General features: G+C 70.9%; 21 protein-coding genes. 2 read left to right on the top strand and 19 right to left on the bottom strand.

The genetic code is table 11. The annotated features are described in order from the left end of the window. Positions 1–80 precede the first annotated feature (80 nt). Together ACFXPL_RS07510 and ACFXPL_RS07515 are read left to right on the top strand one after the other, a co-directional pair. Complete coding sequence (locus ACFXPL_RS07510; protein ID WP_384913984.1) at positions 81–1,475, top strand: OFA family MFS transporter; 1,395 nt, start codon at positions 81–83, stop codon at positions 1,473–1,475. Between the two features lies 1 nt (position 1,476). Continuing rightward, on the top strand, positions 1,477–2,895 hold the full coding sequence (locus ACFXPL_RS07515; protein ID WP_384913987.1) for an OFA family MFS transporter: 1,419 nt from the start codon (positions 1,477–1,479) through the stop codon (positions 2,893–2,895). Positions 2,896–2,979: 84 nt separating this feature from the next. Here the strand turns inward: ACFXPL_RS07515 and ACFXPL_RS07520 are convergent, their stop codons facing one another. The 19 genes from ACFXPL_RS07520 to ACFXPL_RS07610 form a co-directional block, all read right to left on the bottom strand. Beyond that, entirely contained in the window at positions 2,980–4,041 is a 1,062-nt protein-coding gene (locus ACFXPL_RS07520; protein ID WP_384913990.1) for a sugar phosphate isomerase/epimerase family protein, read from the bottom strand. A gap of 16 nt (positions 4,042–4,057) precedes the next feature. After that, positions 4,058–5,476 carry an alkaline phosphatase family protein gene (locus ACFXPL_RS07525; protein WP_384913993.1) on the bottom strand — a complete coding sequence of 473 codons (1,419 nt, stop codon included), beginning with the start codon at positions 5,474–5,476 and terminating at the stop codon, positions 4,058–4,060. Further along, positions 5,473–6,639, bottom strand: coding sequence for a metabolite traffic protein EboE (gene eboE / locus ACFXPL_RS07530; RefSeq protein ID WP_384913996.1), 1,167 nt, complete (start codon positions 6,637–6,639; stop codon positions 5,473–5,475). Before eboE ends, ACFXPL_RS07525 begins: the two co-directional genes overlap by 4 nt. Before the next feature lie 4 nt (positions 6,640–6,643). After that, positions 6,644–7,492 (bottom strand): TatD family hydrolase, encoded by an 849-nt coding sequence (locus ACFXPL_RS07535; protein WP_384913999.1) that lies wholly within the window; start codon positions 7,490–7,492, stop codon positions 6,644–6,646. Then, a complete protein-coding gene (locus ACFXPL_RS07540) occupies positions 7,492–8,094 on the bottom strand; it encodes an EboA domain-containing protein (protein ID WP_384914002.1) in 603 nt (200 codons plus the stop codon). The genes ACFXPL_RS07535 and ACFXPL_RS07540 overlap by 1 nt, the downstream gene beginning before the upstream one ends. Beyond that, positions 8,091–8,936: a sugar phosphate isomerase/epimerase family protein gene (locus tag ACFXPL_RS07545; protein WP_384914005.1), complete on the bottom strand. Its 846-nt coding sequence runs from the start codon at positions 8,934–8,936 to the stop codon at positions 8,091–8,093. The genes ACFXPL_RS07540 and ACFXPL_RS07545 overlap by 4 nt, the downstream gene beginning before the upstream one ends. Beyond that, positions 8,933–9,901: an SCO3242 family prenyltransferase gene (locus tag ACFXPL_RS07550; protein ID WP_384914009.1), complete on the bottom strand. Its 969-nt coding sequence runs from the start codon at positions 9,899–9,901 to the stop codon at positions 8,933–8,935. The genes ACFXPL_RS07545 and ACFXPL_RS07550 overlap by 4 nt, the downstream gene beginning before the upstream one ends. Then, positions 9,898–11,052: an inositol-3-phosphate synthase gene (locus tag ACFXPL_RS07555; protein WP_384914012.1), complete on the bottom strand. Its 1,155-nt coding sequence runs from the start codon at positions 11,050–11,052 to the stop codon at positions 9,898–9,900. Before ACFXPL_RS07555 ends, ACFXPL_RS07550 begins: the two co-directional genes overlap by 4 nt. Positions 11,053–11,200: 148 nt before the next feature. Beyond that, the gene (locus ACFXPL_RS07560; protein WP_384914014.1) at positions 11,201–14,902 is read right to left on the bottom strand and encodes a ThuA domain-containing protein; all 3,702 of its coding nucleotides are present in this window, start codon (positions 14,900–14,902) and stop codon (positions 11,201–11,203) included. 383 nt (positions 14,903–15,285) lie between these two features. Continuing rightward, a complete protein-coding gene (locus ACFXPL_RS07565; protein WP_384914017.1) occupies positions 15,286–16,290 on the bottom strand; it encodes a sugar phosphate isomerase/epimerase family protein in 1,005 nt (334 codons plus the stop codon). 38 nt (positions 16,291–16,328) lie between these two features. After that, positions 16,329–17,579, bottom strand: a complete 1,251-nt coding sequence (locus ACFXPL_RS07570) for a Gfo/Idh/MocA family protein (protein WP_384914020.1) — start codon at positions 17,577–17,579, stop codon at positions 16,329–16,331. A gap of 202 nt (positions 17,580–17,781) precedes the next feature. Further along, entirely contained in the window at positions 17,782–18,822 is a 1,041-nt protein-coding gene (locus ACFXPL_RS07575) for a substrate-binding domain-containing protein (protein ID WP_384914024.1), read from the bottom strand. A gap of 57 nt (positions 18,823–18,879) precedes the next feature. Next, entirely contained in the window at positions 18,880–20,010 is a 1,131-nt protein-coding gene (locus ACFXPL_RS07580) for an ABC transporter permease (RefSeq protein WP_384914027.1), read from the bottom strand. After that, positions 20,007–21,548 carry a sugar ABC transporter ATP-binding protein gene (locus ACFXPL_RS07585; RefSeq protein WP_384914030.1) on the bottom strand — a complete coding sequence of 514 codons (1,542 nt, stop codon included), beginning with the start codon at positions 21,546–21,548 and terminating at the stop codon, positions 20,007–20,009. The genes ACFXPL_RS07580 and ACFXPL_RS07585 overlap by 4 nt, the downstream gene beginning before the upstream one ends. Positions 21,549–22,004: 456 nt before the next feature. After that, positions 22,005–23,189 (bottom strand): ROK family protein, encoded by a 1,185-nt coding sequence (locus tag ACFXPL_RS07590; protein ID WP_384914034.1) that lies wholly within the window; start codon positions 23,187–23,189, stop codon positions 22,005–22,007. 293 nt (positions 23,190–23,482) lie between these two features. Then, a complete protein-coding gene (locus tag ACFXPL_RS07595; RefSeq protein WP_384914038.1) occupies positions 23,483–24,160 on the bottom strand; it encodes a GntR family transcriptional regulator in 678 nt (225 codons plus the stop codon). A gap of 127 nt (positions 24,161–24,287) precedes the next feature. Then, complete coding sequence (locus ACFXPL_RS07600) at positions 24,288–25,235, bottom strand: beta-ketoacyl-ACP synthase III (protein WP_384914041.1); 948 nt, start codon at positions 25,233–25,235, stop codon at positions 24,288–24,290. Positions 25,236–25,349: 114 nt separating this feature from the next. After that, complete coding sequence (locus tag ACFXPL_RS07605; protein WP_329827818.1) at positions 25,350–25,496, bottom strand: hypothetical protein; 147 nt, start codon at positions 25,494–25,496, stop codon at positions 25,350–25,352. After that, the gene (locus tag ACFXPL_RS07610; RefSeq protein ID WP_384914045.1) at positions 25,459–26,823 is read right to left on the bottom strand and encodes an OFA family MFS transporter; all 1,365 of its coding nucleotides are present in this window, start codon (positions 26,821–26,823) and stop codon (positions 25,459–25,461) included. The genes ACFXPL_RS07605 and ACFXPL_RS07610 overlap by 38 nt, the downstream gene beginning before the upstream one ends. Positions 26,824–26,850: the final 27 nt, after the last annotated feature.

The raw sequence follows: 26,850 nt of genomic DNA on the forward strand, positions 1-26,850 counted from the left end.
CCTCACCCGGGCGCAGCACGAAGGTTTTGGACAGGGGGCGCTGGCCAGTTCTTTCGATGCAAGGGGTGCGAGAGACCACCATGAAAACGACAACCACTCAACTCAGCAGTTCCGTCCCCTACAAGGAGGTAACGGACCGCAACGGACGCGTGTACCGGATCGGTGAGAGCGACCGGGACATCATGGGCCGGCCACGCTGGACGATGGTGCTCTTCCCCTGGATGGGCATGCTCGGCATCAGTTCGTCGGAGTACGCGTTCACCTCCGCGGAGGACACGCTGCACGCGGCCCATCTGTGGGACAGCGGACACATCTTCTGGCTGATGGGCGTCTGGGTCTTCTTCCAGGCGGCCGTGGCCTTCCCCGCCGGGCAGCTCAGGGAGAGCGGCAGGCTGCCCGCCCGCTACGCCATGATGCTGGGCGCGGTGGGGACGTTCCTGGGCTATCTCTCCCTGGCGTACGCCCCGCACGTGATCGTGGCGTACTTCGGCTTCGGCATGTTCAGCGGGATCGGCGCGGGTCTGGTCTACGCGACCTGCGTCAACATGGTCGGCAAGTGGTACCCCGAGCGCAAGGGGGGCAAGACCGGTCTCGTCAACGGCGGTTTCGCCTACGGCTCGGTGCCGTTCGTCTTCCTCTTCACCTCGTACATGGACCTGAGCAACTACCAGAGTGTGCTGGTCCTCGTCGGTGTGATCTGCTGCCTCGTCGTCGCCGGCGCCGGCTGGTTCTTCAAGGACCCGCCGAAGTACTGGTGGCCGCGGGGCGCCGATCCACTGAAGGTCTCCGACGACCCGAGGGTCCGGCGTGCGCTGGCGAAGAACCCGCCGGCGGTGAAGCAGTACACACCGCGGGAGGCGGCCCGCACACCGGTGCTGTGGATGATGTGGTTCTGCCTGCTCTGCACGGCGGGGATCAACATCTTCGGCATAGCGTTCCAGGTGCCCTTCGGCAAGGACATGGGGTTCGCGGGCGGGATAGTGGCCACCGCGATGTCGCTCAAAGCGGTCGTGAACGGTACGGGGCGCGGTGTCATCGGCTGGATATCCGACCGGTACGGACGCCGCAACACCCTGATCATCGTCTGTCTGGTGCTCGGCGGCGCACAGTTCGGTGTGCTGATCTCCGGGTCGATGGGCAGCATGCCGTTCTTCCTGTTCTGCTCGATGGTCTCCGGGTTCGGCGGCGGCGCCATCTTCCCGCTGTTCGCGGCGATGACCGCGGACTACTTCGGCGAGAACAACAATGCCTCGAACTACGGAATGGTCTACAGCTCCAAGCTCATATCGGGCCTCGTCGGCTCCGGTGTGGGGGCTGTCGTGGTGGGCGCCTGGGACTACCAGGGCGCGTTCGTCATCGCCGGCAGCATCGGGCTCGCCTCCGCCGTACTGGCGGTGTTCCTGAAGGCACCTGGCAGGCCCGACGTCAAGAAGATCCAGCCCAACCCGAACCCGATCGGCCGGGAGATCGCCTGATATGACCGCTGAACCACTCTCCGGGACGTCCGCGTCGGCCACCGCCGGCGTGGACTACCGCGAGATCACCGACGCCCATGGCCGTGTCTACCGGGTCGGCGAGTCCGACCGGCAGATCCTCGGCCTCCCCCGCTGGACGATGGTGGCCCTGCCCTGGCTCGCCATGCTCGCCATCAGCGTCTTCGAGTACGCCTTCGGGGCGGCCGAGGAGACCCTGTCCAGGGCACATCACTGGACCTCGACGAACACCTTCTGGGTGCTCAGTGTCTGGATCTTCTTCCAGGCGGCGGTGTCCTTCCCCGCCGGACGGTTACGGGAGAAGGGCATCCTGAGCAGCAGGGCGGCCATGCTGATCGGCTCGTTCTGCTCGCTGCTCGGATTCGTCAGTCTCAGTCACGCGCCGAACTTCTGGTTCGCGCTGGCCGGATTCGGACTGCTGGGCGGGCTCGGCTCCGGACTGATCTACTCGACCTGCGTCAACATGGTCGGCAAGTGGTACCCCGAGCGCAGGGGCGGCAAGACGGGTCTGGTCAACGGCGCGTTCGCCTACGGCGCGGTGCCGTTCGTCTTCCTCTTCACGTACGGCTTCGACACCTCGAACTTCCACACCGTGCTGGACCTCGTGGGTGTGTACGTCCTGGTGCTGACGCTGGTGTCGGGCCTGTTCTTCAAGGATCCGCCGAAGAACTGGTGGCCCGAGGAGGTGGATCCCCTGCACCGCTCCGGGGACACCAAGTCGTCGCTGGCCCTGGCCAAGAATCCGCCCGCGGTGCGGCAGTACACACCGCAGGAGGCGTTACGGACCGGGGTCGTGCCCCTCATGTGGCTGTGCATGCTGTGCTGCGCGGGCGTCTCTATCTTCGGGATCTCGTTCCAGGTGCCGTTCGCCAAGGAGATGGGGTTCGGCCCGCTGATCGCGGCGTCGTCCATGGGGCTGATGTCGGTGATCAACGGGACGGGCCGTGGGGTGGTCGGCTGGCTCTCGGACAAGCTGGGCCGGCGGCCCACGCTGACGTACGTGTGTCTGGTGCTGGCCGTATCGCAGTTCGGTGTGTTGTGGGCGGGTGAGCTCGGCAACCAGACGCTCTTCCTCGTCTTCGCCTTCCTGTCCGGCTTCGGCGGCGGGGCGTTCTATCCGCTGTTCGCGGCACTGGTCCCGGACTACTTCGGGGAGAACTACAACGCGTCGAACTACGGCATGGTCTACAGCGCGAAGCTGGTCAGCGGGTTGTTCGGCGGCGGGATGGGGGCGGTCGTGGTCGCCTCGTGGGGGTACGTCGGCGCGTACGTGGCGTCCGGTGTGGTCTCGCTGTTCGCCGCGGGGCTCTCGCTGGCTCTGCGGCAACCGGGCGGCCCGGAGCGCGGGCGGCGTACGGTCCGGCTGCCCAGGGCGCGGCAGCCGGGTCAGGCGACCGCCTGACCGGCCCGACCACGGACGGACGGCCCTCCCCGCGGCGCTGTACCTGCCGCGCGGAGGGCCGCCGTCGTGTCCGTCTCCCCGGCGTTACCGCTTCTCGCGCAGGCCGTGCAGGTGCGCCGAGGACTTGCGGGCGAACGCGAGGGAGTCCACCGGCTGGTCGTGCTCCACCTGCCAGTGGTGGCCGCGCCGGCCGCCGTGGGTCTTGTTGACCGCCGAGATGAAGCGCCGGTAGTCGATGTCTCCGTCGCCGACGTCCACCATCCGGTAGCCGTCGCGGGCGGTGATGTCCTCGATGCCGTCCTTCACGTGGAAGAGCGGGTAGCGGTGCGGCTGCTTGAGGACGTACCGCAGCGGGTCGAAGGGCGCGGGCCTGCCCTCGGGTGTTTTGCTGAAGCGGAACTGGCCCGCGTACGCCCAGTAGATGTCCATCTCCAGATAGACCAGGCTCGGGTCGGTCTCGGCGAGCAGGATGTCGTAGAGCCGTACGCCGGGCCGGTCGGTGGCGAAGGAGAACTCCTCCGCGTGGTTGTGCTGGTAGAACTTCATGCCGCGCCGCTTGGCCGCCGCGCCGTAGGTGTTGAAGTCGGCCGCCGCCCGCTTCCAGGCGTCGACGGTCGATCCGTAGCGGAAGGGTCCCGACGCGGTGCCGATGTGGTCCAGGCCGAGTTCCTGGGCGTCGTCCAGGACCTTGGTGAGGTTCTGGGCGAAGCTGTAGGCGTTGGGGTTGTTGTCGTCGGCGTAGTTGACATGGCTGCCGATGGGCTTGAGGCCGTGGTCCCTGGCCAGTCTCCGCAGCTGCGGCAGGGTGATGGCGCCGGCGCTGCCCTGGGTGTAGCCCGCGAACTCGATCTCGTCGTAGCCGAAGCGCTCCAGCTCGTCGAAGACCTTGGCGAAGCCTATCGTGGACACCTTGTCACGCAGGGAGTAGAGCTGGATGCCGAGCCGTCCCGGCGGCAGGACGGGCTGCCCCTTGCCGTGGCCGTGGCCGGATCCCGGCCGGTGGCCCGTGCCGTGGGCGGCGGCCGGGGTGGCGGCGGCCGAGGCGCCGAGCACCGCCGCCGCGGTGGCTCCGGCGGCGACACCGAGCATGCCGCGGCGGCTGAGCTGGTGGGCGAGTTCTGGATCTGCTGACGTCTTGCGGCTCATTGCGGAACTCCTTCGGTCAGTGCAGTCCGGCAAGGTGGAGGAGGAGGCTCTTCACCTCGGTGGCCGCGACGCGGTCGCCGACGGCGTGTGGGGTGGAGCAGAGGATGAGCGGGCCTTCGTCGTCGCTCGCGGGGAGGCGGCCGTGGCTGCCGCGGATGGGGGAAGGGTCGAGGGGGACGACGGCGAGCCGGTAGCGCATCCCGAGCTTCTTGCGGGCGATCGCCTTGGCCGCCTTGAGCCGTACGTACGGATCGAGGGGGTCCATGAACAGCTCGACGGGGTCGTACCCGGGTTTGCGGTGGATCTCCACGAGCTGCGCGAAGTCGGGCGCGCGGTCGTCGTCCAGCCAGTAGTAGTACGTGAACCAGGCGTCGGGTTCCGCGACGGCCACCAGCTCGCCGGAGCGGGGGTGGTCGAGTCCGTGCGCCTTCTTGCCCTCGTCGTCGAGGAGTTGGTCGATCCCTTCGAGGTCCTTGAGCGCCTCGCGGGTCGCTTCCAGGTCCTCGGGACGGCGTACGTAGACGTGCGCGAGCTGGTGGTCCGAGACGGCGAAGGCGCGGGAGGCCATGGTGTCCAGGTACTCCATGCCGTCCTGGGTGTGGACCTCAAGGAGCCCGGCCCTGCGCAGCGCGCGGTTGATGTCGACGGGCCGGGAGACCCGGGTGATGCCGTACTCGGAGAGCGCCACGACGGTACGGCCTTCCGCCTTGGCGTCCGCGAGCAACGGGGCCAGGACCGCGTCGAGTTCGGCGGCGGCCCGGTGGGAGCGGGGGTCGTCGGGGCCGAAGCGCTGGAGGTCGTAGTCCAGGTGCGGGACGTAGCAGAGGGCGAGATCGGGGCGGCGGGTGGCGATGATGTGGCGGGTCGCGTCCACGATCCACTGGGAGGAGACCAGGTCGGCGCCGGGCCCCCAGAAGTGGAAGAGGGGGAACGTGCCCAATTTCTCGGTGAGTTCGTCGTGGAGCGCGGGCGGCCGGGTGTAGCAGTCGGGCTCCTTGCGTCCGTCGGCGTAGTAGACGGGGCGCGGGGTGACCGTGTAGTCGGTGTCGGCGCCCATCGCGTACCACCAGCAGATGTTGGCGACGGTGTAGCCGGGATACGCGCGGCGGGCCGCGTCCCAGAGCCGGTCGCCGGAGACGAGGCCGTTGTGCTGCCGCCAGAGGAGGACGTCGCCCAGCTCGCGGAAGTACCAGCCGTTGCCGACGATGCCGTGCTCGGCGGGAAGGGTGCCGGTGAGGAAGGTGGACTGCGCGCTGCACGTGACGGCCGGCAGCACGGTGGTCAGCGGGGCCTGCGAGCCGGACCCGGCGAGCTCCGTCAGGTGCGGCATGTGGCGCAGCAGTTGCGGGGTGAGGCCGACGACGTCGAGGACCAGCAGGGGCGTCGGACGCGCGGTCGGCGTGTCGGCCGGAGGCCCGGCCGGGGTGTCGCTCATGGCAGCTCCTTGAGGCCGAGGTCGACCAGCAGGTCCCTGGCCAGGGTGAGTTCGGCGGCGATCCCCTCGGCGAGCCGGCCGCGCGAGCGGGGCCGCAGCTCCGGCGGGAGCGCCTGCCAGGTGTACGTCTCGACCTCCAGGTGGCGGGTGCGCGGCTCGGCTCCGCCGACGAGCCGGCCCAGCGCCTCCTGGAGCACGGGAAGGGTGGAGGTGAGCGGCGGGGCGGGCGGCGCGTGCAGCGGTACGTGGAAGTGGGCGCGCCAGGGCGCCCCTTCGGGCAGCGACCCGCCGGCCAGCGCCTCGTCCAGATCGTCGGTGCCGCGCAGTCCGGCGGCGGTGCTGGTGCGGGTCTGGTGGAGGAAGCGGGGCTCGTCGAAGGCGCGCAGGGCCTCCCGCACCTCGGGCAGGTGCGGGTGCTCGGCGTGCAGGGCGGCGGAGAGCTGCGCCTTGGGGATGGGGATGCGGGCGGCGTCCAGCGCGTCGAAGGCGGCGGCCGGGTCCTCGAAGGAGGTGGCGAGATGGCACGTGTCGACGCAGATGCCGATCCGGTCGGGGAGCGCGGAGAGCGGGCCGATCGCGTCGGCGGTGGTCTCCACGATGCAGCCGGGCTCCGGCTCCAGGGCGATCCGGATGGACTTGCCGGTCAGCTCCTCCAGCGCGTCGAGACGTCCGGCGAGGGTGGTGAGCGCGGTGTGCGCGGTGTGTGCGGCGGTGGCGTCCCAGGCGGTGCGCCAGCCGAGCGGCAGGGTGGACACCGAGCCCTCGGTGACGTCGTCGGGCAGCAGCGCGGCCAGCAGTCTGGCCAGGTCGGCGGTGTGGGACAGCCGCTCGGGGTCGGTCCAGTCGGGCTTGTAGACCCGGTACTTGACCTCCTCGGCGCCGAACCCCTCGTACGGGAAGCCGTTGAGGGTGACGACCTCCAGTCCGCGCCGGTCGAGTTCGGAGCGCAGCCCGCGCAGGACGACCGGGTCGTTGATCAGGGCCTGGGCGGCGTCCCTGGCGAGCCAGAGGCCGATGCCGAGACGGTCACGGCCGAGGCGTTTGCGTACCGGCTCGCAGTGGTCGCGCAGTTGGGCGAGGACACCGTCGAGGGTCTCGGCGGGATGGACGTTGGTGCAGTACGCGAGGTGGACGGTGGAGCCGTCGGGGTGGCGGAAGCGCATCGGCTCACTCCCCGCCGCGCAGAACGGAGTTGCCCTCGTGCAGGGCGTCGGGGGCCGGGACGTCGAGCTGGAGCCGGCCGCTGAGTCCGTAGAAGGCGACGGGGTTGCGCCACAGGACGAGATCGACGTCGTCGGCGTCGAATCCGGCCGCCAGCATGGCGTCCGCGACCTTGCGGGTCTTGAGGGGGTCGCTGTTGCCCCAGTCGGCGGCCGAGTTGACGAGGACCTTCTCCGTGCCGTGCTCCTTGAGCACGGCGACCATCCGGTCCTCGTCCATCTTGGTGTCCGGGTAGATGGAGAAGCCGAGCCAGCTTCCGCTGTCCGCGGCTTCCTTGACGGTGGTCTCGTTGAGGTGGTCGAGCAGGACCCGGTCCGGGTCGAGCGCGGACTCCCGTACGACGTCGATGGTGCGGCGCAGCCCGGCGAGCTTGTCGCGGTGCGGGGTGTGGACGAGGGCGGGCAGGCCGTGGTCGGCGGCGAGCTGGAGCTGGGTGGCGAGCGCGGTGTCCTCGGCCGGGGTCATGGAGTCGTAGCCGATCTCGCCGACGGCGACGACGCCGTCCTTGACGAGGTAGCGGGGCAGTTCGTCCAGGACCGGGGTGCAGCGCGGGTCGCCCGCCTCCTTGGGGTTGAGGGCGAGGGTGCAGTGGTGGGCGATGCCGTACTGGGCGGCGCGGAACGGTTCCCAGCCGAGCAGGGCGTCGAAGTAGTCGTAGAAGCTGGCGGGCGAGGTGCGGGGCTGGCCGAGCCAGAAGGACGGCTCGACGAGGGCGCGCACACCGGCGGCGTACATCGCCCGGTAGTCGTCCGTGGTACGGGACGTCATGTGGATATGGGGGTCGAAGATACGCATCAGGACTCCTCGCCGGTCAGGTGGAGCGCACGGTGCAGGTCGGCGGGTACGGGGCGGCCCGCGGCAGAACGCTCGGCGGCGAAGTCGCGGAGCATGCGGGCCAGTTCGGCGTCCCCGTGGGCGCGTGGGGCCAGCTCGGCGACGGCGTCGAGGGCGACCTCCGTGAAGAGGCACTTGAGGACGGCGTGCCGCCAGGCGTGGGCGTCGAGGTGGGCGGCGGCGTACGGGCCGACGGCCGCAGCGACGAGCCGGGTGTCGTTGGTCCGCAGCGCGTCCTCGACCAGGGGCAGCGCGCCGGGTCCGGTGACGCGCTCGGGCAGGGCGAGCAGCACGGCGCGGCGCTCGGCGGCGTTGCCCCGGTGGTAGAGCCGGGTGAGGGTGGCCGTTCCCGCTCCGGCCCGGTGGAGCAGCAGGATGCGTACGGCGTCCGCGTGGTCCTGGCCGCAGTGGCGCCCGGCGGCGGCGAAGCGCAGCTCCCAGGGGGCGGCGGCGCCGGTGTCCTGCTGCCCGGCTGCGGCGCTCGCCTCCGCCAGCGCCGCGTCGAGCCAGGAGGCGGCGTCCGGGGCGAGAGTGCCCGCCGGTTCCGCGTGGTCGTGCGTCATGCGCGTACCTCCAGGGCGCGGAGGAAGTCCAAGGAGGTACGGGCGAGTTCGGGCCCGGCGTGGGAGTGCCGGGGCAACTCCACGACGGTCAGGCCCTGGTAGCCGGTGGCGGCCAGCGCTTCGAGGACGGGCGGGAAGTCGATCTCGCCCTCGCCGAACGGCAGATGCTCGTGGACACCGCGTCGCATGTCCTCGATCTGTACGTGCCGCAGCCAGGGCGAGGCCTCGCGTACGCAGTCGGCGGGCGACGCGGCCTCCAGACACTGGCAGTGGCCGATGTCGAGGGTGAGGCCGAGCGGGTCGGGGTCTCCGAGGCGGTGTCTGAGTTCGTGGAAACCGGCGAGGTCCCCGACGAGGTGGCCGGGCTCCGGCTCGATCGCGAGCGGGATGTCGGCGGCCTCGGCGGCGTCGAGCACGGGTCCCATCGCCTCTTCGAGCCGCTTCCACGCGGTGTCGGGGTCCGTACCGTCCGGGGTGACGCCGCTGAAGCAGTGCACGGCGTGGGCGCCGAGATCGGCGGCGACCTGGACGGCCGTGACGAGCAGCCCGGTCCTGGCGGCGCGCCCCTCGGGGTCCGGGTCGAGCAGGGTGGGGCCGTGCTTGCGGCGCGGGTCGAGGACATAGCGGGCGCCGGTCTCGACGGTGACGTCGAGCCCGAGTTCCGCGAGGCGGCCGGCGACGCGGCGGGTACGGGCGGCCAGCTCGGGGGCCGTCGGGTCGAGGTGCATGTGGTCGAGGGTGAGTCCGACGCCGTCGTAGCCGAGGTCGGCGAGGAGGCCGAGGGCGTCGTCCAGCCGTAGATCGGTGAGCCCGTTGGTGCCGTATCCGAGACGCAGACTCATGTGGGGCTCACTTTCCGTGCGACGGTGCGGGCCAGCGGTACCAGCCCCATGACTCCCAGCGCCACCCCGGCCGCCCCGCCGCGCGCGGCCAGCGCGCCCTGGAGCGGGATCATGGCCCGGATCCCGCCGCCGACGGCGCGCTGGGTGAGGGCGGGGGACGGGTTGAGCGCGGCGTGCAGCAGGGGCCGCCCGGCGGTCCCCGCGTAGACGGCGGCGAGGCCGGCGGCGAGTGCGTGGCGGGCCGTCCGGCCGGAGGCGCCGGGGCCGGCCGGCGGTGGCCGGCGGCCGAGGAGCGCCCCCACCGTCCCGGTCACCGCGAGCGCGGCGAGCGGCAGGACGGTCGAGCCGCCCTGTGTCTCGCGGCGCGAGACGGTGGTGACGGCGGCGGTGTGCACGCCGAGGACGGCGGCGGCCGGCAGCGCGGCCCGTACGCCGTTCCCGGCCGAACGCCCGGCGCCCCCCGCGGCACTCGACGCACTCACGTTGGCCGTCGCTGTCGCCGTGGCGCCGAGCAGCAGGTCCAGGGAGCGGGCCGCGCCCATCGCCGCCGGGCCCGCCGGGGTGTGCTTGAGGTGCAGGTCGTACGACCAGACCGTGGCCGCCAGCGCCGCGCCCACCGCCAGCGAGGGGCGGCCCGCGCGGGCGGCGAGCGCCAGGCCCGCGGCGGTCAGGCCGCCGGCCGCCGCGAGGGCCGCGGGCGGGGAGATCCGGCCCGACGGGATCGGACGGTGCGGGCGGTCGACCGCGTCCTCCTCGCGGTCGGCCCAGTCGTTGAGGGCCATGCCCGCCTCGTACAGGCAGAGCGAGGCGCCCACGGCGAGCGCGGTGGAACGGCCGGGCCGTACCCCGAGCGACGCCGCGCCCGCGAGCCCGTCGCCGACCACGGTGAACAGGGCGGAGACGCGCAGCAGTTCGGCCCAGGCACCGAGCCGGCCGGTACCCGGGTTCGCGGTGCGAGCGCTCATCCGCGCTCCCCCAGCCGCTCCGCGAAGGAGAGCAGCGCCTCGAACTGTTCGGCGAGTGCGGCGGGGCCGCCGTCCGGGTCCTTGAAGTAGAAGCCGAGTTCGGGCAGGGGGCCGCCGAGTCCGGTCTCGTGGGCGCGGGCCACCAGCCGGGCCAGGTCGAGGACCAGGGGCGCGGCGAGCGCGGAGTCGCAGCCCTGCCAGATGGTCTGGAGGACCATGCGCGAGCCGAGGAAGCCGTCGAAGGCGATGTGGTCCCAGGCGGTCTTCCAGTCACCGAGCGCCGGGACGTCGTCGATGTGGACCTCGCCCTCGGGCGCGGAGCCCAGGGTGTCGGTGAGAACGCGCTCCTTGCCCGCGTTCTTGGCCGCCGCCGCGGCCGGGTCGGCCAGCGCCGCTCCGTCCCCGCCGCCCAGCAGGTTCGTACCGGACCACGCCCGGACGGTCAGGGCCCGCTGGACGAACATGGGCGCGAGTACGGAACGGAGCAGCGTCTGGCCTGTCTTGCCGTCGCGGCCCGCGTGGGGAAGTCCGCGGGCCGCCGCGGCGGCGGTGAGGGCGGCGGTGCGCAGCCCGGTCGAGGGGGTGAAGTTGACGTATGAGCAGCCGGCCCGTACCGCCGCCGCCGCGTAGAGCGAACTCGCCGGCAGGCGCGGGTCGTCGGGGTCCGGTTCGGCCTCGGTCGAGGAGACGTTGACGACGACGGTGCGGGTGACGCCGGTGCGTCGCGCGAAGTCGGTGAGGTCGGCGGCGAAGCCGTCGATGATCTCGTCGTCGCTCCTGGTGTCGCCGGGCTGGGGGCCGCCGGTCCGTATCTCCCGGTCGGCGGCGGTGAGTTCGGCCTGGATTCCGGCGGTCAGTCCGTGCGGCAGCACGCCCGCGGTGGTCAGCGCCTCCGCGCGTTTGGGGAGCGGGCAGCTCGCCGTGTCGTGTCCGCCGAAGACGAGTGTGGACAGGGCGGGCAGCCCGGCCCCGGCGAAGGGCGCGGTCTCGGTGACCATGCCCGTCGGGGGGTGGAGTCCGGCGGTGACGGCCGCGCACCCCGCGACGGCCGTGGTGGCGACGGAGCCGCGCGCCCCGACGAACCACACCCCTGTTCGTACGGCGGCCCGGGCCGTCCCCGCTGCTGTCGATTCCGTACCGGTGGTGGTCACGGGCTGCCTCCCTGCGGTGGTGCGGTGTGGTGTGGTGTGGTGATCACGCGATGTCGCGGTGGTGCGCTGCGGTGGTGTGGTGCGGTGGTGGACGGCGGGCGGGGGGTACGGCGCCTCCCCGCCCGCCGCCGGCCGGCGGTCCCGCCCGTCAGGTGGAGGGCAGTTCCTTGATCTGGATGTCGCGGAACGACACCTGGTCGTCGGCCCCGTGGTTCTGGAGCCCTATGTAACCGTTCTTCAGGCTGCGCGCCGGATCCTTGTTGGTGAAGTCGTTGATCTTCACTCCGTTGAGGAAGATCTGGAGCCGCTCACCCTGGACCTTGATCTCGTAGCTGTTCCACTGGCCCGGCGGGCGCAGCACCCGGTCCCGGGCCTTGACGTCGGCGGACTTGAAGCCGTACACCGAGCCGGTGGTGCGGTCGGGGGTGTCGGTGGCGTCGATCTGCACCTCGTACCCGTTGTTCACCGCGGACCAGGGGTCGTCGGAGGCCGGGAAGCCCACGAAGACACCGGAGTTGTCGTCACCGGCCATCTTCCAGTCCAGCTTCAGGGAGTACGAGCCGAGCTCCTTGGCCTGGTACCAGAGCAGTCCCATGCCGCCCTCCGAGCGCAGTTCGCCGTCCACGACGTCGAACTTCCCGGGGCCCGCCTGCTTCCATCCTTCGAGGGTCTTGCCGTTGAAGAGGGAGCGGTAGCCGGTCTTCGGCTTGCAGTCGGCCTTGACCTGGCCGGCCGCGTACCGCAGTCCGCCGAGCAGGTGCTCCCGGAAGGGCGCGTCGGCGTACGACTCCTTCGTGTGGCCGCCGCCGGTGTAGAAGGACCGGCCGCCCTCGTAGGTCTGGCACCAGGCGATCGGGTGGTCGCCCTTCATCGTGCCGCCCTGGTAGGTGGTCTCGTCCAGGGTGGCGAGGACGCGGGCCTGACCGCGCGGGTTGGTGCGGTAGTTGTACCACTCGTCGGTGCGCTGCCACTCGTCGTCCAGGTGCGCGGTGGCCGGGTGGTCGTGGTCCTCGACGCGTACGGTGGCGGGCTGGATCGCCGGGTGCGAGTCGAAGTAGGCGCCGACGAGGCCACCGTAGAACTTCCACTCGTACTCGGTGTCCGCCGCGGCGTGCACGCCCATGTAGCCGCCGCCGGTGGCGACGTAGTTCTCGAACGCCTTCTGCTGGTCGGCGCTGAGCACGTCACCGGTGGTGGAGAGGAAGACCACCGCGTCGTACCGGGCGAGGTTGTTGGTGGTGAACTGGCCCGCCTCCTCGGTGGAGTCGACGGTGATACCGGTGGTCTTGCCCAGCTCCTTGAGGGCGGTGACGCCCGCGGGGATCGAGTCGTGGCGGAATCCGGCGGTCTTGGAGAAGACCAGGACCCGCTTCTCGGTCTTGCCGGGCACGGCGTCGGAGAGCTGGAAGTCGTCCACGTCGTAGAGCGCGCCCGAGCCGCCCTTGAAGACCAGGAAGAGTTCGGTGGTCTTCTTCGGTACGGAGCGCAGCGGTACGTCGATGTCCTGGAAGGTCTCCCAGCCGCCGGTGACGGGGATCGGCGCGGAGCCGAGCAGGTTGCCGGTCGCGGAGCCGGTCCGTACCTCCAGGAAGCCGCCGGCGCCGCCGGAGGAGATCCGGGCGGTGAGCGTCTTCGATCCGGTCAGGTTGTACGGCTTGAAGGAGATCCAGTCGCCGTTGTCGATGTCGCCGACGGTCTTGCCGCCGTTGGCCGCGGCCTTCTCGTAGACCTTGACGCCGGAGGAGTTGTCGAAGTGCTCGGCCTGCCGGTGGCGCGGCTGGAGCTGTGCCTGGTCATGGGTGGTCAGCGCGGCCTGGCCGCCGCCTCCGCCGTCGGTGTACTCGGCGTCGATCACACCGAAGATGTTGGCGTTGGGGTCGTGTTCGGTGTCCGCGGGCGCGGTGATGGTGCCTTCGCAGCCGTTCGCGGAGGTGATCGGGTGGCCGTGGTTGTCATGGCCCAGGATGTAGCGGACGACGACCTTGGAGCAGTCGATCGTGCCGTCCTCCGGGTCGGTGACCTTCACCTTGAAGGGGATCTTGTCCCCGAAGTTGAAGAGGTGTCCGTCCGCGGGGAGTTCGAGCGTCACCTTGGGCGCGGTGTTGCCGACGACCACCCGTACGGACGCGGTACCGGTGCGCTCCGTCGGGTCGGTGACGGTGAGCCGCGCGGTGTACGTGCCGTTCTTCCGGTACGTGTGGGCCGGGTTGGCCTCGGTGGAGGTGGCGCCGTCGCCGAAGTCCCAGGCGTAGCTGAGCGCGTCGCCGTCGGGGTCCTGGGTGCCGGCCGAGGAGAACGTGACCTTCAGCGGCGTGGTCCCGGAGGTCTTGCTCGCGGCGGCCACGGCGATCGGTGACTTGCCGCCGGTGGAGTTCTCGATGCGGTAGAGCGCGGAGTGCTCGTCGCCGCCGAACCAGGAGAGGCCGTAGTCGAGCACGTAGAGCGCGCCGTCCGGGCCGAAGGCCGAGTCCATGACCTGGGTGCCGGTCCACGGGAAGGGGTTGATCTTCTCGACCGTGCCGTCCTCGCCCTGCTCGATCCGCTTGATCCACTGGCGGCCGAACTCGGTGGCGAAGAAGTCGCCGTCGTACTCCTCGGGGAACTTCACCGGGGAGTCGAGGTCGGCGTCGTAACGGTAGACCGGGCCGGCCATCGGGGACTCGGATCCGGAGCCGAACTCGGGCACGCTGCCGCCGTCGTAGTCGATCCAGGCGGGCTGGGCGGGCGGCAGGTCGGTGATCCCGGTGTTGTTCCGCGAGGTGTTCTTCGGCGCGGCGCAGTCGAAGGCCGCGCCGGACTCCTTGGTGGCGAAGTCGTAGTCGACGAACGGCTCGTTCTTCCCGACGCAGTACGGCCAGCCGTAGTTGCCGGGTCCGGTGACCCGCGCGAACTCGACCATGCCGGACGGGCCGCGGGTCGGGGAGGCGGCGCCCGCGTCGGGGCCGTAGTCCCCCACGTACACGACACCGGTCTGCTGGTCGACGGATATGCGGAACGGGTTGCGGAAGCCCATGGCGTAGATCTCGGGGCGGGTCTTCTCGGTGCCCGGGGCGAAGAGGTTGCCCTCGGGGACGGTGTACGAGCCGTCCTCGGCGACCTTGACGCGCAGGAGCTTGCCGCGCAGGTCGTTGGTGTTGCCCGCGCTGCGCTGGGCGTCGAACGCCGGGTTCCGGTCGGTCCGTTCGTCGATCGGGGTGTAGCCGTCGGAGGCGAACGGGTTGGTGTCGTCGCCGGTCGACAGGTACAGGTTGCCGTCGGCGTCGAAGGCGATGTCACCGCCGACGTGGCAGCAGGTGCCGCGGGTGGCGGCGACGTCGAGGACCTTCTTCTCGCTCGCCTTGTCGAGGGTGCCGTCCTCGTTCAGGGTGAAGCGCGAGAGCCGGTTGATGCCGTCGAAGGGGGCGAAGTCGGCGGGCGCCCCGTTCTCGGGGGCGTCGCCCGCGGGGGTGTCCAGCTTGGGCGCGTAGTAGAGGTAGATCGCCCGGTTCTCGGCGAATCCGGGGTCCACCCCGACGCCTTGGAGACCTTCCTCGTCGTGGCTGTAGACGTCCAGGTTGCCGGAGACCATGGTGTCGCCGCCGGCGTCGGTGATGCGCAGGGTGCCGTCGCGCGAGGTGTGCAGGACGCGGCGGTCCGGGAGTACGGCGAGCGACATGGGCTCACCCACCTCGTCGGCGCCCTTGGCGAGGGTCACCTGCTGGAAGCTCTCTTCGGCGGCCGACGGTCCTGACCCGGCGGCGGACGCGGGTACGGCGCTCAGGCTCGACCCGGCGAGCAGGGCGCCCGTCAGGAGTGCGAGGAGGTTTCTGGCTCGGGGGTGCTGGCCGGCTCGGGGGCGTTTTCTGTGCACGAAAGTCCTCCACAGTGGGCTGTTCGTACCTGCTGGTTGCCGGGAGAACGCGGTCCCTCGCGTCCTCTCCTCCCCGGGTGGTGCTCGTCGCGCACCGGGTTCCCGTGGAGGTGGCTCTGTCACCGACGTGCGCCGTCACATCGGGGACCAACGTGGTGCTGTGTGATGCCAGGTGATACGCGTTGTTCTGTACAACTCAATGTCATGGACGGTAGCCGTGTTCGTCCCGTACCGAAAGACCTTGCGCACGGGTGAAGTTGAACTTCTTCCAGTTTCTGGACAAAGCGCCCGCCGGGCAGCCGGGACCGCCCGGCGGCGCGAGCCGCCGCCGGGCGACCGGAACTCCCCGGGGCGGGGAGGACCCCGTACCGGGGGTTCCGGACCTACTCACCGCCCCCGAACGCGGCGTCGAACGACGCGCTCGGCGGGTCGAAGTCGAAACGCTTCAGACCGGCGAGCGCCTCGGGCGCCCCGGCCAGCCGGTCCATGCCCGCGTCCTCCCACTCGACGGAGACGGGGCCCTCGTACCCGATCGACCGCAGCATCCGGAAGACGTCCTCCCACGGCACATCGCCATGACCGGCCGAGACGAAGTCCCAGCCGCGCCGCGGGTCGCCCCAGGGCAGATGGGAGCCGAGGCGCCCGTTGCGGCCGTCGAGACGCTTGCGCGCCTCCTTGCAGTCGACGTGGTAGATGCGGTCGCGGAAGTCGTAGAGGAAGTTGACCGGGTCCAGGTCCTGCCAGACGAAGTGGCTCGGGTCGAAGTTCAGCCCGAACGCGGGACGGTGGTCCACCGCCTTCAGCGCCTCGTGGGTGGTCCAGTAGTCGTACGCGATCTCGCTCGGGTGGACCTCGTGCGCGAAGCGGACGCCCTCGGCGTCGAAGACGTCCAGGATCGGGTTCCACCGCTCCGCGAAGTCCTCGTACCCCCGCTCGATCATGCCGGGCGGAACGGGCGGGAACATCGCCACGAGATGCCAGATCGAGGAGCCGGTGAAGCCCACGACCGTGTCGACGCCGAAGGCCGCGGCGGCCCGTGCGGTGTCCTGGATCTCGGCGGCGGCGCGCCGCCTGACGCCCTCGGGCTCGCCGTCGCCCCAGATGCGGGACGGCAGGATGCCCTGGTGACGCGCGTCGATGGGGTTGTCACAGACGGCCTGGCCGACGAGGTGGTTGGAGATCGCCCAGCACTTCAGCCCGTACTTGTCGAGGAGCTGGTGGCGGCCGGCCAGGTAAGCCGGGTCGGCGAGGGCCTTGTCGACCTCGAAGTGATCGCCCCAGCAGGCGAGTTCCAGTCCGTCGTAACCGAAGTCACGGGCGAGCCGGCACACCTCCTCCAGGGGCAGATCGGCCCACTGGCCGGTGAAGAGCGTGAACGGACGTGGCATTCGGACCTCCTTCTGGGAATTCCCGGACTCTCTGGGAATCAGGACTGCTGATCGGTGGACGGAGCGGACACGGAGTCCCCCGGCGGCGGCACGGGCGTGTACACGGCGTTCTTCGCCGCGCTGTCCTCCACCGCGGCGAGCACCCGCTGCACCTGGAGCCCGTCCTCGAACGACGGCACCGGATCGCGCCCGGCGGCCACCGCCTCGACCAGGTCGCGCACCTCGTGCACGAACGTGTGCTCGTACCCCAGCGCGTGGCCCGGCGGCCACCACGCCTCCAGATAGGGATGCTCCGGCTCCGTGACCAGGATCCGGCGGAAACCGGACGAGGGCGCGGGCTCGGTGTGGTCGTGGAACGACAGCTCGTTCAGCCGCTCCAGGTCGAAGGCGAGCGAGCCGCGCTCGCCGTTGATCTCCAGGCGGAGCGCGTTCTTGCGGCCCGAGGCCATCCGCGTCGCCTCGAAGGAGGCCAGCGCGCCCGAGGCGAGCCGTCCGGTGAACACCACCGCGTCGTCGACGGTCACCGCGCCGGTCCCGGTTCCGGCGGCCCCGGACAGACCGGCGGTCGCGCCGCCGAGGACGGGCCGCTCCTTGACGAAGGTCTCGGAGAGCGCCGAGACCCCCACCAGCACGTCCCCCGTCAGGAACTGCGCCAGATCGACGATGTGCGCGCCGAGGTCGCCCAGCGCCCCCGACCCGGCGTGCTCGCGCTTGAGCCGCCAGGTCAGCGGGGCCGCCGGATCGGCCAGCCAGTCCTGGAGGTACGTGACCCGTACATGGCGCAGCGTGCCGAGCCGGCCCTCCGCTATGAGCTTCCTGGCGTACGAGATGGCCGGCACCCGGCGGTAGTTGAAGCCGACCATGGCGAGCTGGCCACGGGAGCGCGCGGCGCGCGCCGCCCGGACCATCGCCTCGGCCTCGGCCACCGAGTTGGCGAGGGGCTTCTCGCACAGGACGTGCTTGCCCGCCTCCAGCGCGGCGATGGCGATCTCCGCATGGCTGTCCCCCGGTGTGCAGATGTCGACCACCGCCACGTCGTCGCGCGCGATCAGCTCCCGCCACTCCGTTTCGGCCGCTGCCCAGCCGTGTCTCTGCGCGGCTGCCCGCACGGCGGTCTCGTCCCGGCCGCAGATCGCGGCGAGCACGGGCCGCATCGGCAGGTCGAAGACGTGTCCCGCGGTGCGCCAACCCTGCGAGTGGGCGGCGCCCATGAACGCGTATCCGATCATGCCGATGCCGAGTGTCGGCGGTGCACCGGCTGCTTGCTCCGCCGCTTCCCTGGGGGTCATACGGAGTACTCCTCGTCTCTCGCTCGGTGGGGGGTGGTCCGGTGCCGCCCGTGCGCCTTCCGGCACGGGCGGGTCCGGTCCGGGCCTCTCGTCCAGGTCCTGCCGGGCTCACGCGCGCCGGTACCGTGCCCCGGCACCGCGCCCTGATCCGGCCTGATCCGGACGAAAGGCCCCGGGCCCTGGCCTAATGCCGAGAGGGGCACTAGTTGAAGCCGGTGGGCAGGTACTGGTCGACGTTGCCCTTGTCGACCACGGCCGAGTAGAGGGTGACCGAGGCCGGGATCTCCAGCTCCGCAATCCCGCTGATGCCCTTGGCGTTGCCCAGGGCGCGGGCCAGGTCGATGGCGGAGGCGGCCATCGTCGGCGGGTAGAGAACAGTGGCCTTGAGCACACTGTTGTCGGCCTTGATCGCGTCCATCGCCGCCTTGGCCCCGGCGCCGCCGACCATCAGGAAGTCGTCGCGGCCGGCCTGCTGGATGGCGCGCAGGGCGCCCACGCCCTGGTCGTCGTCGTGGTTCCACAGCGCGTCGAAGGAGGACTGCGCCTGGAGGAGCTGGGCCATCTTCGCCTGGCCCGACTCGACGGTGAAGTCGGCGGCCTGACGGGCGACCTTCTTGATGTTCGGGTAGTTCTTCAGGGCGTCGTCGAACCCCTTGCTGCGCAGCTGGGTCAGCTCCAGGCCGTCGATCCCGGCCAGTTCGATGACCTTGGCGTTCGCCTTGCCCTTGAGCTTCTCGCCGATGTAGTTGCCGGCGCTGACGCCCATGCCGTAGTTGTCGCCGCCGATGTAGGCGCGGTACGCCTGCGGGTTGGAGAAGATCCGGTCGAGGTTGATGACCGGGATCCCGGCGCGCATGGCCTTCAGGCCGACCTGGGTGAGGGCCTTGCCGTCGGCCGGCAGGATCACCAGGACGTCGACCTTCTTGTTGATGAGCGTCTCGACCTGGCCGATCTGCGCGGCGATGTCGTTGGAGCCCTCGGTGATGTCGAGGGTGATCTCCGAGTACTTCTTCGCCCGGGCCTTGGCCTGCTCGTTGATCGCGTTGAGCCAGCCGTGGTCGGCCTGGGGCCCCGCGAAGCCGATGGTGAGGGGCTTGCCGGGCTTGTCGTCGGCGGCGGGCACGCTCGCGGCGGCCGTCTCCTTGCTCGCGGCGGGCTCGTTGCTGGTACAGGCGGTGAGGAGGGCGCCCGCGGAGACTGCGGCGGTGCCGAACAGGAGTCCTCTGCGGCTGGTTTCTGGCATGGCGGTTCAACCCTTCGGATAGGGCGGTACGAGGGTGAGCGGGTACGAGGCGGGAAGTCAGGCCTCGCCGTTGCGCGCGGTGCGGCGCTGGACCAGTACGGCGGCGACGATGATGGCGCCCTTGGCGATCTGCTGGACGTCGCTCTGGAGGTTGTTCAGAGCGAAGATGTTGGTGATCGTGGTGAAGACGAGGACCCCGAGAACGGAACCGACGATGGTGCCCCGGCCCCCGCTGAGGAGCGTGCCGCCGATGATCGCCGCGGCGATGGCGTCCAGCTCGTACAGGTTTCCGTTGGTGTTCTGTCCCGAGCCCGCCAGGATGATCAGCAGGAAGGCCGCGATCCCGCAGCACAGCCCGGAGAGCAGGTAGAGGTAGAGCCGCTGCCTGCGGACGTCGATCCCGGCGAGCCGGGCGGCCTCCGCGTTGCCGCCGACGGCGACGGTGCGCCGGCCGAAGGTCGTACGGTTCAGAATCAGCCAGCCGATGACCGTGACGAGCGCGAAGACCAGGACGAGCGGCGGTATCCCCAGGATGTACGCGTCGGGGACACCGAGGTCGAGGACCGGGTCGACGGTGACGATCTGTGTCTTGCCGTCGGTGATCTGGAGCGCGAGCCCCCGGGCGGAGGCGAGCATCGCGAGGGTCGCGATGAACGGCACCATCCCGCCGTACGCGATCAGTACCCCGTTCACCAGGCCGCAGCCGAGCCCGACGATCACCGCGGTGAAGAGGATCCCGGCGAACCCGTACTCCTGGGTGGCCAGGGTCGTCGCCCAGACCGAGGCGAGGGCGACGATCGCGCCGACCGACAGGTCGATGCCGCCGCTGGTGATCACGAAGGTCATGCCGACGGTGACCACACCGATGACCGACGCCTGGGTCAGCACCAGTTGGAGGTTGTTGGTGTCGAGGAACTGGTCGGGCTTGGTGATGCCGCCGACGACGATCAGCGCGGCGAGCACCCCGAGCAGGGAGAGGTTACGGACATCGAGACGCATCCCGAGGGCACGCCAACCACCGTTTCCCTGAGGGGGTTTGGCGGCCTGGGCGGCTTTGGTGGCGTGACCGGTGGCGGCCGGTTCGGCGAGCGGAGCGGGCGAGGCGAGCGAGGCGGGCGAAGTGGGCGGCCCGGACGCGGGCGCGTCGTCGGGCCCGCCCCGCCGTTCCTCGGAGGCGGGCTGTGTCATGGCGTCGGAGTCCCTTCCATCACAAGATCGAGTACACGGTGCTCGTCCAGCTCCTGGGCCGGCGCCCGGTGGACGACCTCGCCCTCCCGGAGCACCAGCACCCGGTCCGCGAGGCCCAGCACCTCGGGGACCTCGCTGGAGACGAGCAGTACGGCCAGGCCCTCGTCGGCCAGCCGGCGGATCACGGCGTACAGCTCGGCGCGGGCGCCCACGTCGACGCCGCGCGTCGGCTCGTCGAGCAGCAGTACCCGGCAGCCGCGCAGCAGCCAGCGCGCGAGGACCGCCTTCTGCTGGTTGCCGCCGGAGAGGGTACGGATACGGGCGTCCGGGTTGTCGGGACGCAGGGAGAGTTCCCTGGTGGCGGCCTGCGCGGCGGTGCGTTCGGCGGTGTGGTCGAGCCAGCCGCCCCGGGAGAAGCGGCCCAGCGACGACACCGACACGTTGCGGGTGACGGATTCCAGCATCAGCAGGCCCTGGGCCTTGCGCTCCTCGGGGGCGAGGCCGAGACCCGCGCGGACGGCGGCACGGACACTGCCGGGGCGCAGCGGTACGCCGTCGACCAGGACCCGGCCCGCGCTCGGCCGGCGCGCCCCGTAGATCGTCTCAAGGATCTCGGAGCGCCCGGAGCCGACGAGCCCGGCGAGCCCGACGATCTCCCCGGGGCGCAGTTCGAGGTCGACGGGGGCGAACTCCCCCTCCCTGGCGAGCCCTTCGACGCGCAGCACGGGCTCCGGACGCGCGGCGCCGTTCGCCGTACCGGCGGCGGGCCGCTCGGGAAAGACGTACTCGACGTTCCGGCCGGTCATCAGCGCGACGACCTCGCGGGTCGGGGTCTCCTTGGCGGGCAGCGCGACGGCGACGGTGCGCCCGTCCTTGATGACCGTGACCCGGTCGCCGATGCGGCGGATCTCCTCCAGCCGGTGGGAGATGTAGATGACCGCGACCCCGTCGGCGGTGAGGGTGTCGACGATGCGGAAGAGGTTGGCGACCTCGTCGGGGTCGAGGGCCGCGGACGGTTCGTCCATCACGATGAGCCGTACGTCGTGGGAGAGTGCGCGGGCCATCGAGACGATCTGCTGCTGGGCGGCGGAGAGCGAGCCGACGGCACGGGTGGCCTGGATCTCGGGGTGGCCGAGTCGGGCCAGCAGCGCGGTCGCCCTGGTCCGCGCCTCGCGGCCCCTGACCACGAATCCGGCGGTGGTGGGCTCGTGGCCGAGGAAGATGTTCTCGGCGACCGACAGCCCTTCCACCAGGTCGAGTTCCTGGTAGATGGTCGCGATGCCGAGCCGCATGGCGGCGATGGGCGACTTGAGGGTGACCGACTCGCCCTGCCAGGTGATCACACCGCCGTCGGGCTGGTGGGCCCCGGCGAGCACCTTGATGAGGGTGGACTTGCCGGCGCCGTTCTGGCCGAGCAGACAGTGCACCTCGCCGACCTCGACCTCCAGGTCCACACCGTCGAGGGCGCGGACACCGGGGAACGTCTTCGTGATGCCGGACATGGTGAGCAGCGGGGTCGGTGGTGGAGCTGGTGCCATGGCGAATCCCCTCGGCGGATGGCGGCCCGGTCCACGGGGCGCGGCGGCCCACGGGCAGGGTGCGGTGGAGCTGACGGCTGTGGTGTGCGGACGTGGTGTACGAACGTGGTGTAGGAACGTGGTGTCGTACGGATGCGGTGTGTTGTGGCGCGGCTCGTTGCGAGTGTGCGAGTGGTGTGGCTCTGACGGCTCGTGCGGCTCGTGCAGTGGTACGGGTGGGCGCGATGGCGCCGGTGGTACGAGTGACGCGATGGCGCCGGTGGTACGAGTGACGCGATGGCGCCGGTGGTACGGGTGGCTCGATGGTGCAGGTGAGGCGATGGTGCCGGTGGCGCGGGTGAGGCGATGGTGCCGATGGCGCGGATCTTCCGGTGGGACCGTTGCCCCGCCGGTGCGGGGGCGGCCGTACGCGTGGTGCTGGGTGGTGCGGGTGGATCAGTGGTGCCGCACCGGCCGTCAGGCCGGTGAGAACAGGTGGTCGCTGATGAGCCGGGCCGCGCCGGTGACTCCGGCGGCGGGCCCCAACTCGCCCAGGACGATGGGGAGATTGCCGGTGGCCAGCGGCAGGGACTGCCGGTAGACCTGGGTCCGTACGCTGGCCAGCAGGGTGTGGCCGAGGCCGGTCACCCCGCCGCCTATCACCACGAGACCGGGGTTGAAGAAGCTGACGAGCCCGGCGATGACCTGGCCGACACGGTTACCGCCCTCGCGGATGAGCTGGAGCGCGGCCGGGTCCCCCGCGGCCGCGGCGGCGGCGACGTCCACGGCGGTGAGCGGTCCCCCCGACTCGTCGAGCCGGGAGGCCAGTTCGGGCGAGCGGCCGGTTCGGGCGGCGTCCTCCGCGTCCCGGGCGAGCGCGGCTCCGCTGAAGTACGCCTCCAGGCAGCCCTTGTTGCCGCAGGCGCAGGGGCGGCCGTCCAACTCGACCTGGATGTGGCCGATGTCGCCGGCGCTCCCGGTCGTGCCCCGGTAGACGTCGCCGCCGACCACGATGCCGCAGCCGATGCCCGTACCGATCTTGACGCAGAGGAAGTCGCCGACGGAGCGCGCGACGCCCGCGTGCTGTTCCCCCATCGCCATCAGGTTCACGTCGTTGTCGACCATGACCGGGCAGCCCAGCTCCTGGCTGAGCGCCTCCCGTACGGGGAAGCCGTCCCAGCCGGGCATGATCGGCGGTGCGACGGGAACACCCTCGGGGAAGCGGACCGGGCCCGGCACCCCTATGCCGGCGCCGTCGAACTCCTCGGCCAGCCCGCTGACTTTGAGCTTGTCGGCCATGACGAGGACCTGCTCGAAGACGGCGACGGGGCCCTCACGGACGTCCATCGGGTGGTTGAGGTGGCCCAGGACCTCCAGCTCGGCGTTGGTGACGGCCACATCGATGGAGGTGGCGCCGATGTCGACCCCGAGGAAGCGCATGCCGGGCGCGAGCCGGATGTTGTGGGAGCGCCGGCCGCCGCGGGAGGCGGCCAGCCCGTCGGCCACCACGAGGCCGGTCTCCAGCAGCCGGTCCACCTCGACGGCCAGCTTGGAGCGTGAGAGGTCGACCTGGTCCCCGAGCTGCGCGCGGGAGTTGGGTCCGCCGTCGCGCAACAGCCGGAGCAGTCGCGCCTGGTGAGCGTTCGCGGGTCGTGCGGTCATCCGTCTCACGCGCCCCTCCCCGCCTTCTCGGCCGTATACGTCGGTGTGCGGCCGGATTTCCGTGTGCCGCGCTTTCGAGGGAACGTAGCAGCGCTTGCCCGCAGGGGGAAGAAGTTGCGCGCGAATCCGTACCAACTTTCTCCACACCGAGGACAAAGCCGGGGCGACGACCGCCGGAATCCGGACAAGCACGACGGCCGTCACGCGGATTCCGCGTGACGGCCGGGGATGTACGGGGAGCGCGTACGGAGATGTACGCGGGTGTACGGCGAGCCGGGGTGACGGCAGCCGCGTCAGGTGCGTTCGCGCTGGTGGTACGTGGTGCGGGTGTGCTCCGTGTGCGCCTTCATGACCTCGGTGGCGCGTCCCTCGTCCCGTGCGGAGATCGCCGCGATCAGCTCGCGGTGCTCGATCCAGGACTGCTTGCCGCGCTGCCGGGCGACCGGCGTGTAGTACCAGCGCACCCGGCGGTCCACCTGCGCGGCCAGCTCGGCCAGGACGACGTTGCCCGCCAGTTCCATCACCTTGGCGTGGAAGGCGGCGTTGGTGGCGACCGCCAGATCCACGTCGTCGTCCGCCACGGCGCGCTCCCCCCGGGCGCACAGCTCCTCCAGCGCGGCGATCCCCGCCGTACCGGAGTTGGCGGCGGCGAGCCGGGCGGCGTCCGCCTCCAGCAGCGTACGGACCGAGAGGAGCTGGTCGGCCTCCTCCTCGGTCGGTTCATGGACGAACGCGCCCTGCGCGGGGCGCAGATCGACCCAGCCCTCGGTGTTGAGGCGCTGGAGCGCCTCGCGCACCGGCTGCCTCGACACCCCGAGGTGGCCCGCGAGTTCGCTCTCGACGAGATGCTGGCCCGGCTGGAGCGCCCGGGTCGTTATCAGTTCGAGCAGGGCCTCGTAGACGCGCTCCCGCAGTGGACCCGGTCGTTCGAGCTTGGGCACGGATCCCTGCGCCAACTTCGCGGACAGCATCGCGGTCCCCCTCCTGGCCGGCAGTGTCGATGACGGTGGAGACAGCCGGTGATGAAGCGCCCGCACCGGGAATGTGAGGGCGTCATCACATTGGCTATCGTCTACAGTCTACCGAGATCCGCCGGGTTCATGGGCAGCGGATGACCTGACCCGCGTAGGAGAGGTTGCCGCCGAAGCCGAAGAGCAGCGCCGAAGCCCCGGACGGGACCTCCCCGCGCGCCACGAGCTTGGAGAGCGCCATCGGGATCGAGGCGGCGGACGTATTGCCGGATTCCACGACATCCCGGGCGATGACCGCGTTGACCGCGCCGATCTTCTGCGCGACGGGCTCGATGATCCGCAGATTCGCCTGGTGCAGCACGACGGCGCCCAGCTCCTCGGGCGTGACGCCGGCGCGCTCGCAGACCTTGCGGGCGATCGGCGGGAGCTGCGTGGTCGCCCAGCGGTAGACCGACTGGCCCTCCTGCGCGAAGACGGGCGGGGTGCCCTCGATCCTTACGGCGCGCCCCATCTCGGGCACCGAGCCCCAGAGGACCGGGCCGATCCCCGGCTCCTCGCCGGGCTCGGTCGCCACGACCACGGCCGCGCCCGCGCCGTCCCCGAGCAGGACGCACGTCGTACGGTCCGTCCAGTCGCCGATGGCGGCCATCTTGTCCGCGCCGATCACCAGCACCCGGGAGGCGGCGCCCGCCCGTACGGTGTGGTCCGCGGTGGCGAGGGCGTGGGTGAAGCCCGCGCACACCACGTTCAGGTCCATGACGGCCGGCGACCCCATGCCGAGCCGGGCAGCGACCCGCGCGGCGGTGTTCGGCGACCGGTCGATCGCCGTGGAGGTGGCGACCAGCACCATGTCGATGTCGGCCGGGGCGAGACCGGCCGCGGCGAGCGCCTTGGCGCCCGCGTGCGCGGCCAGCTCGTCCACCGGTTCGTCCGGACCCGCCACGTGCCGGGTCTTGATCCCGACCCGGCTGGTGATCCATTCATCACTGGTGTCGACCATCGCCGCCAGGTCGTGGTTGGTGAGCACTTTGGCGGGCTGATAGTGCCCCAGCGCGGCGATACGAGTTCCGGTCATGCTCCGGACCCCCTCTTCGTCGACGTACAGGAATTCTCCAGTCTCGTCAGCGACTCACCGGTAAGGGTGCAGGGGAACCAACAGGATTCTTCCGCCCCGGTTGGAGACTCCGCCTTATCCGGTGAAAAGCTGGGCGGCCTTCAGGACCAGCTCGTACACACCGTACGCGAGGGGGATCCCCACCCAAAGCCAGGCGAAGACGATCAGACCGGTACGGCGGGGTTCAGGCGTGGTGGCGCTGGTCGCCGGCGAGCTGGTCATCGGCTGCCTCCTTCGGTGCGGGGACGTGGTGACGGGGGTGGACGGGCCTGACGAGTTCGTTGGCGACGAAACCGACGACGAGCAGACCGATCATGATGGTGAACGAGAGCCCGTAGAGCCCCGCTCCGCTCTTGCCGGCCTCTTCCTGGCTGTCGGCGACGCGGTTGACGATGAGCGGGCCGAGCACGCCGGCGGTGGACCACGCGGTGAGCAGCCGGCCGTGGATGGCACCCACCTGGTAGGTGCCGAAGAGGTCCTTGAGATAGGCGGGGATGGTGGCGAAGCCGCCTCCGTAGAAGGAGAGGATCACCAGCGCGCAGATGACGAACAGCGGCTTGGAGGAGTCGCCGAACTGGGCGATGAGCAGATACATGACCGCGCCGACGCCGAGATAGACGCGGTAGATGTTCTTCCGGCCGATCAGGTCGGAGGTGGAGGACCAGCCGATCCGGCCCGCCATGTTGGCGGCGGAGAGCAGGGCGACGAACCCGGCGGCGGCCGACACGGAGACGGGCGTGGACGTCTCCGTGAAGAAGTCGGTGATCATCGGGGCGGCCTTCTCCAGGATCCCGATACCGGCGGTCACGTTCATGCACAGGACGAGCCACAGGCACCAGAACTGCGGGGTGCGCACGGCGGACCTGGCGGAGACCTGCGCGGTGGAGATCAGGGCGGCGCCCGCCTCCGGCCGCGCCACCGCTTCTGGCGCCTTCTGCCGGTAGCCGGGCGGGGGCACGCGCACCAGCAGCACGCCGAGCGACATGAACGCGGCGTACACCAGGCCGTGGGTCAGGAAGGCGTACGCGATGCCGTCCGTGCCGGTGCCGTACGACTTCAGCATCTGCGCGGACCACGGCGAGGCGATGAGCGCGCCGCCGCCGAACCCCATGATGGCGATGCCGGTGGCCATGCCGGGACGGTCGGGGAACCACTTGATCAGGGTGGAGACCGGGGAGATGTAGCCGATGCCGAGGCCGATCCCCCCGAGGAACCCGTAGCCGAGGATGATCAGCCAGAACTGTTCGGTGGCGGCGCCGAGCGCGGCTATCAGGAAGCCGGACGAGAAGCAGCACAGGGCGACGGTCATCGCCCAGCGCGGCCCGTTGCGTTCGACGAGGGTGCCGCCGAAGGCGGCCGACAGACCGAGCATCACGATGCCCAGTTGGAACGGGAGAGCGCTCTGGGTGCCGGAGAGACCGAGCGCGGATTCGAGCGGAGGCTTGAACACGCTCCAGGCGTAAGCCTGGCCGATCGAGAGGTGCACCGACAGTGCCGCGGGGGGCACCAGCCAGCGGCTCCAGCCGGCGGGCGCGAGTGGTGGAGTCATGGTCACGGACTCTAGGAACCCGTGTGC

The sequence above is a fragment of the Streptomyces sp. NPDC059092 genome, assembly GCF_042756365.1.
GTDB lineage: Bacteria > Actinomycetota > Actinomycetes > Streptomycetales > Streptomycetaceae > Streptomyces.

What these genes read in the sequence shown, in the direction of transcription:
- eboE (WP_384913996.1), bottom strand. Translation starts at nt 6,639, where the DNA reads ATGCGCTTCCGCCACCCCGACGGCTCCACCGTCCACCTCGCGTACTGC.
- ACFXPL_RS07610 (WP_384914045.1), bottom strand. Translation starts at nt 26,823, where the DNA reads ATGACTCCACCACTCGCGCCCGCCGGCTGGAGCCGCTGGCTGGTGCCC.
- ACFXPL_RS07510 (WP_384913984.1), top strand. Translation starts at nt 81, where the DNA reads ATGAAAACGACAACCACTCAACTCAGCAGTTCCGTCCCCTACAAGGAG.
- ACFXPL_RS07600 (WP_384914041.1), bottom strand. Translation starts at nt 25,235, where the DNA reads ATGACCGGAACTCGTATCGCCGCGCTGGGGCACTATCAGCCCGCCAAA.
- ACFXPL_RS07580 (WP_384914027.1), bottom strand. Translation starts at nt 20,010, where the DNA reads ATGACACAGCCCGCCTCCGAGGAACGGCGGGGCGGGCCCGACGACGCG.
- ACFXPL_RS07595 (WP_384914038.1), bottom strand. Translation starts at nt 24,160, where the DNA reads ATGCTGTCCGCGAAGTTGGCGCAGGGATCCGTGCCCAAGCTCGAACGA.
- ACFXPL_RS07550 (WP_384914009.1), bottom strand. Translation starts at nt 9,901, where the DNA reads ATGAGCGCTCGCACCGCGAACCCGGGTACCGGCCGGCTCGGTGCCTGG.
- ACFXPL_RS07520 (WP_384913990.1), bottom strand. Translation starts at nt 4,041, where the DNA reads ATGAGCCGCAAGACGTCAGCAGATCCAGAACTCGCCCACCAGCTCAGC.
- ACFXPL_RS07535 (WP_384913999.1), bottom strand. Translation starts at nt 7,492, where the DNA reads ATGCGTATCTTCGACCCCCATATCCACATGACGTCCCGTACCACGGAC.
- ACFXPL_RS07605 (WP_329827818.1), bottom strand. Translation starts at nt 25,496, where the DNA reads ATGACCAGCTCGCCGGCGACCAGCGCCACCACGCCTGAACCCCGCCGT.
- ACFXPL_RS07570 (WP_384914020.1), bottom strand. Translation starts at nt 17,579, where the DNA reads ATGACCCCCAGGGAAGCGGCGGAGCAAGCAGCCGGTGCACCGCCGACA.
- ACFXPL_RS07515 (WP_384913987.1), top strand. Translation starts at nt 1,477, where the DNA reads ATGACCGCTGAACCACTCTCCGGGACGTCCGCGTCGGCCACCGCCGGC.
- ACFXPL_RS07540 (WP_384914002.1), bottom strand. Translation starts at nt 8,094, where the DNA reads ATGACGCACGACCACGCGGAACCGGCGGGCACTCTCGCCCCGGACGCC.
- ACFXPL_RS07585 (WP_384914030.1), bottom strand. Translation starts at nt 21,548, where the DNA reads ATGGCACCAGCTCCACCACCGACCCCGCTGCTCACCATGTCCGGCATC.
- ACFXPL_RS07590 (WP_384914034.1), bottom strand. Translation starts at nt 23,189, where the DNA reads ATGACCGCACGACCCGCGAACGCTCACCAGGCGCGACTGCTCCGGCTG.
- ACFXPL_RS07545 (WP_384914005.1), bottom strand. Translation starts at nt 8,936, where the DNA reads ATGAGTCTGCGTCTCGGATACGGCACCAACGGGCTCACCGATCTACGG.
- ACFXPL_RS07575 (WP_384914024.1), bottom strand. Translation starts at nt 18,822, where the DNA reads ATGCCAGAAACCAGCCGCAGAGGACTCCTGTTCGGCACCGCCGCAGTC.
- ACFXPL_RS07525 (WP_384913993.1), bottom strand. Translation starts at nt 5,476, where the DNA reads ATGAGCGACACCCCGGCCGGGCCTCCGGCCGACACGCCGACCGCGCGT.
- ACFXPL_RS07565 (WP_384914017.1), bottom strand. Translation starts at nt 16,290, where the DNA reads ATGCCACGTCCGTTCACGCTCTTCACCGGCCAGTGGGCCGATCTGCCC.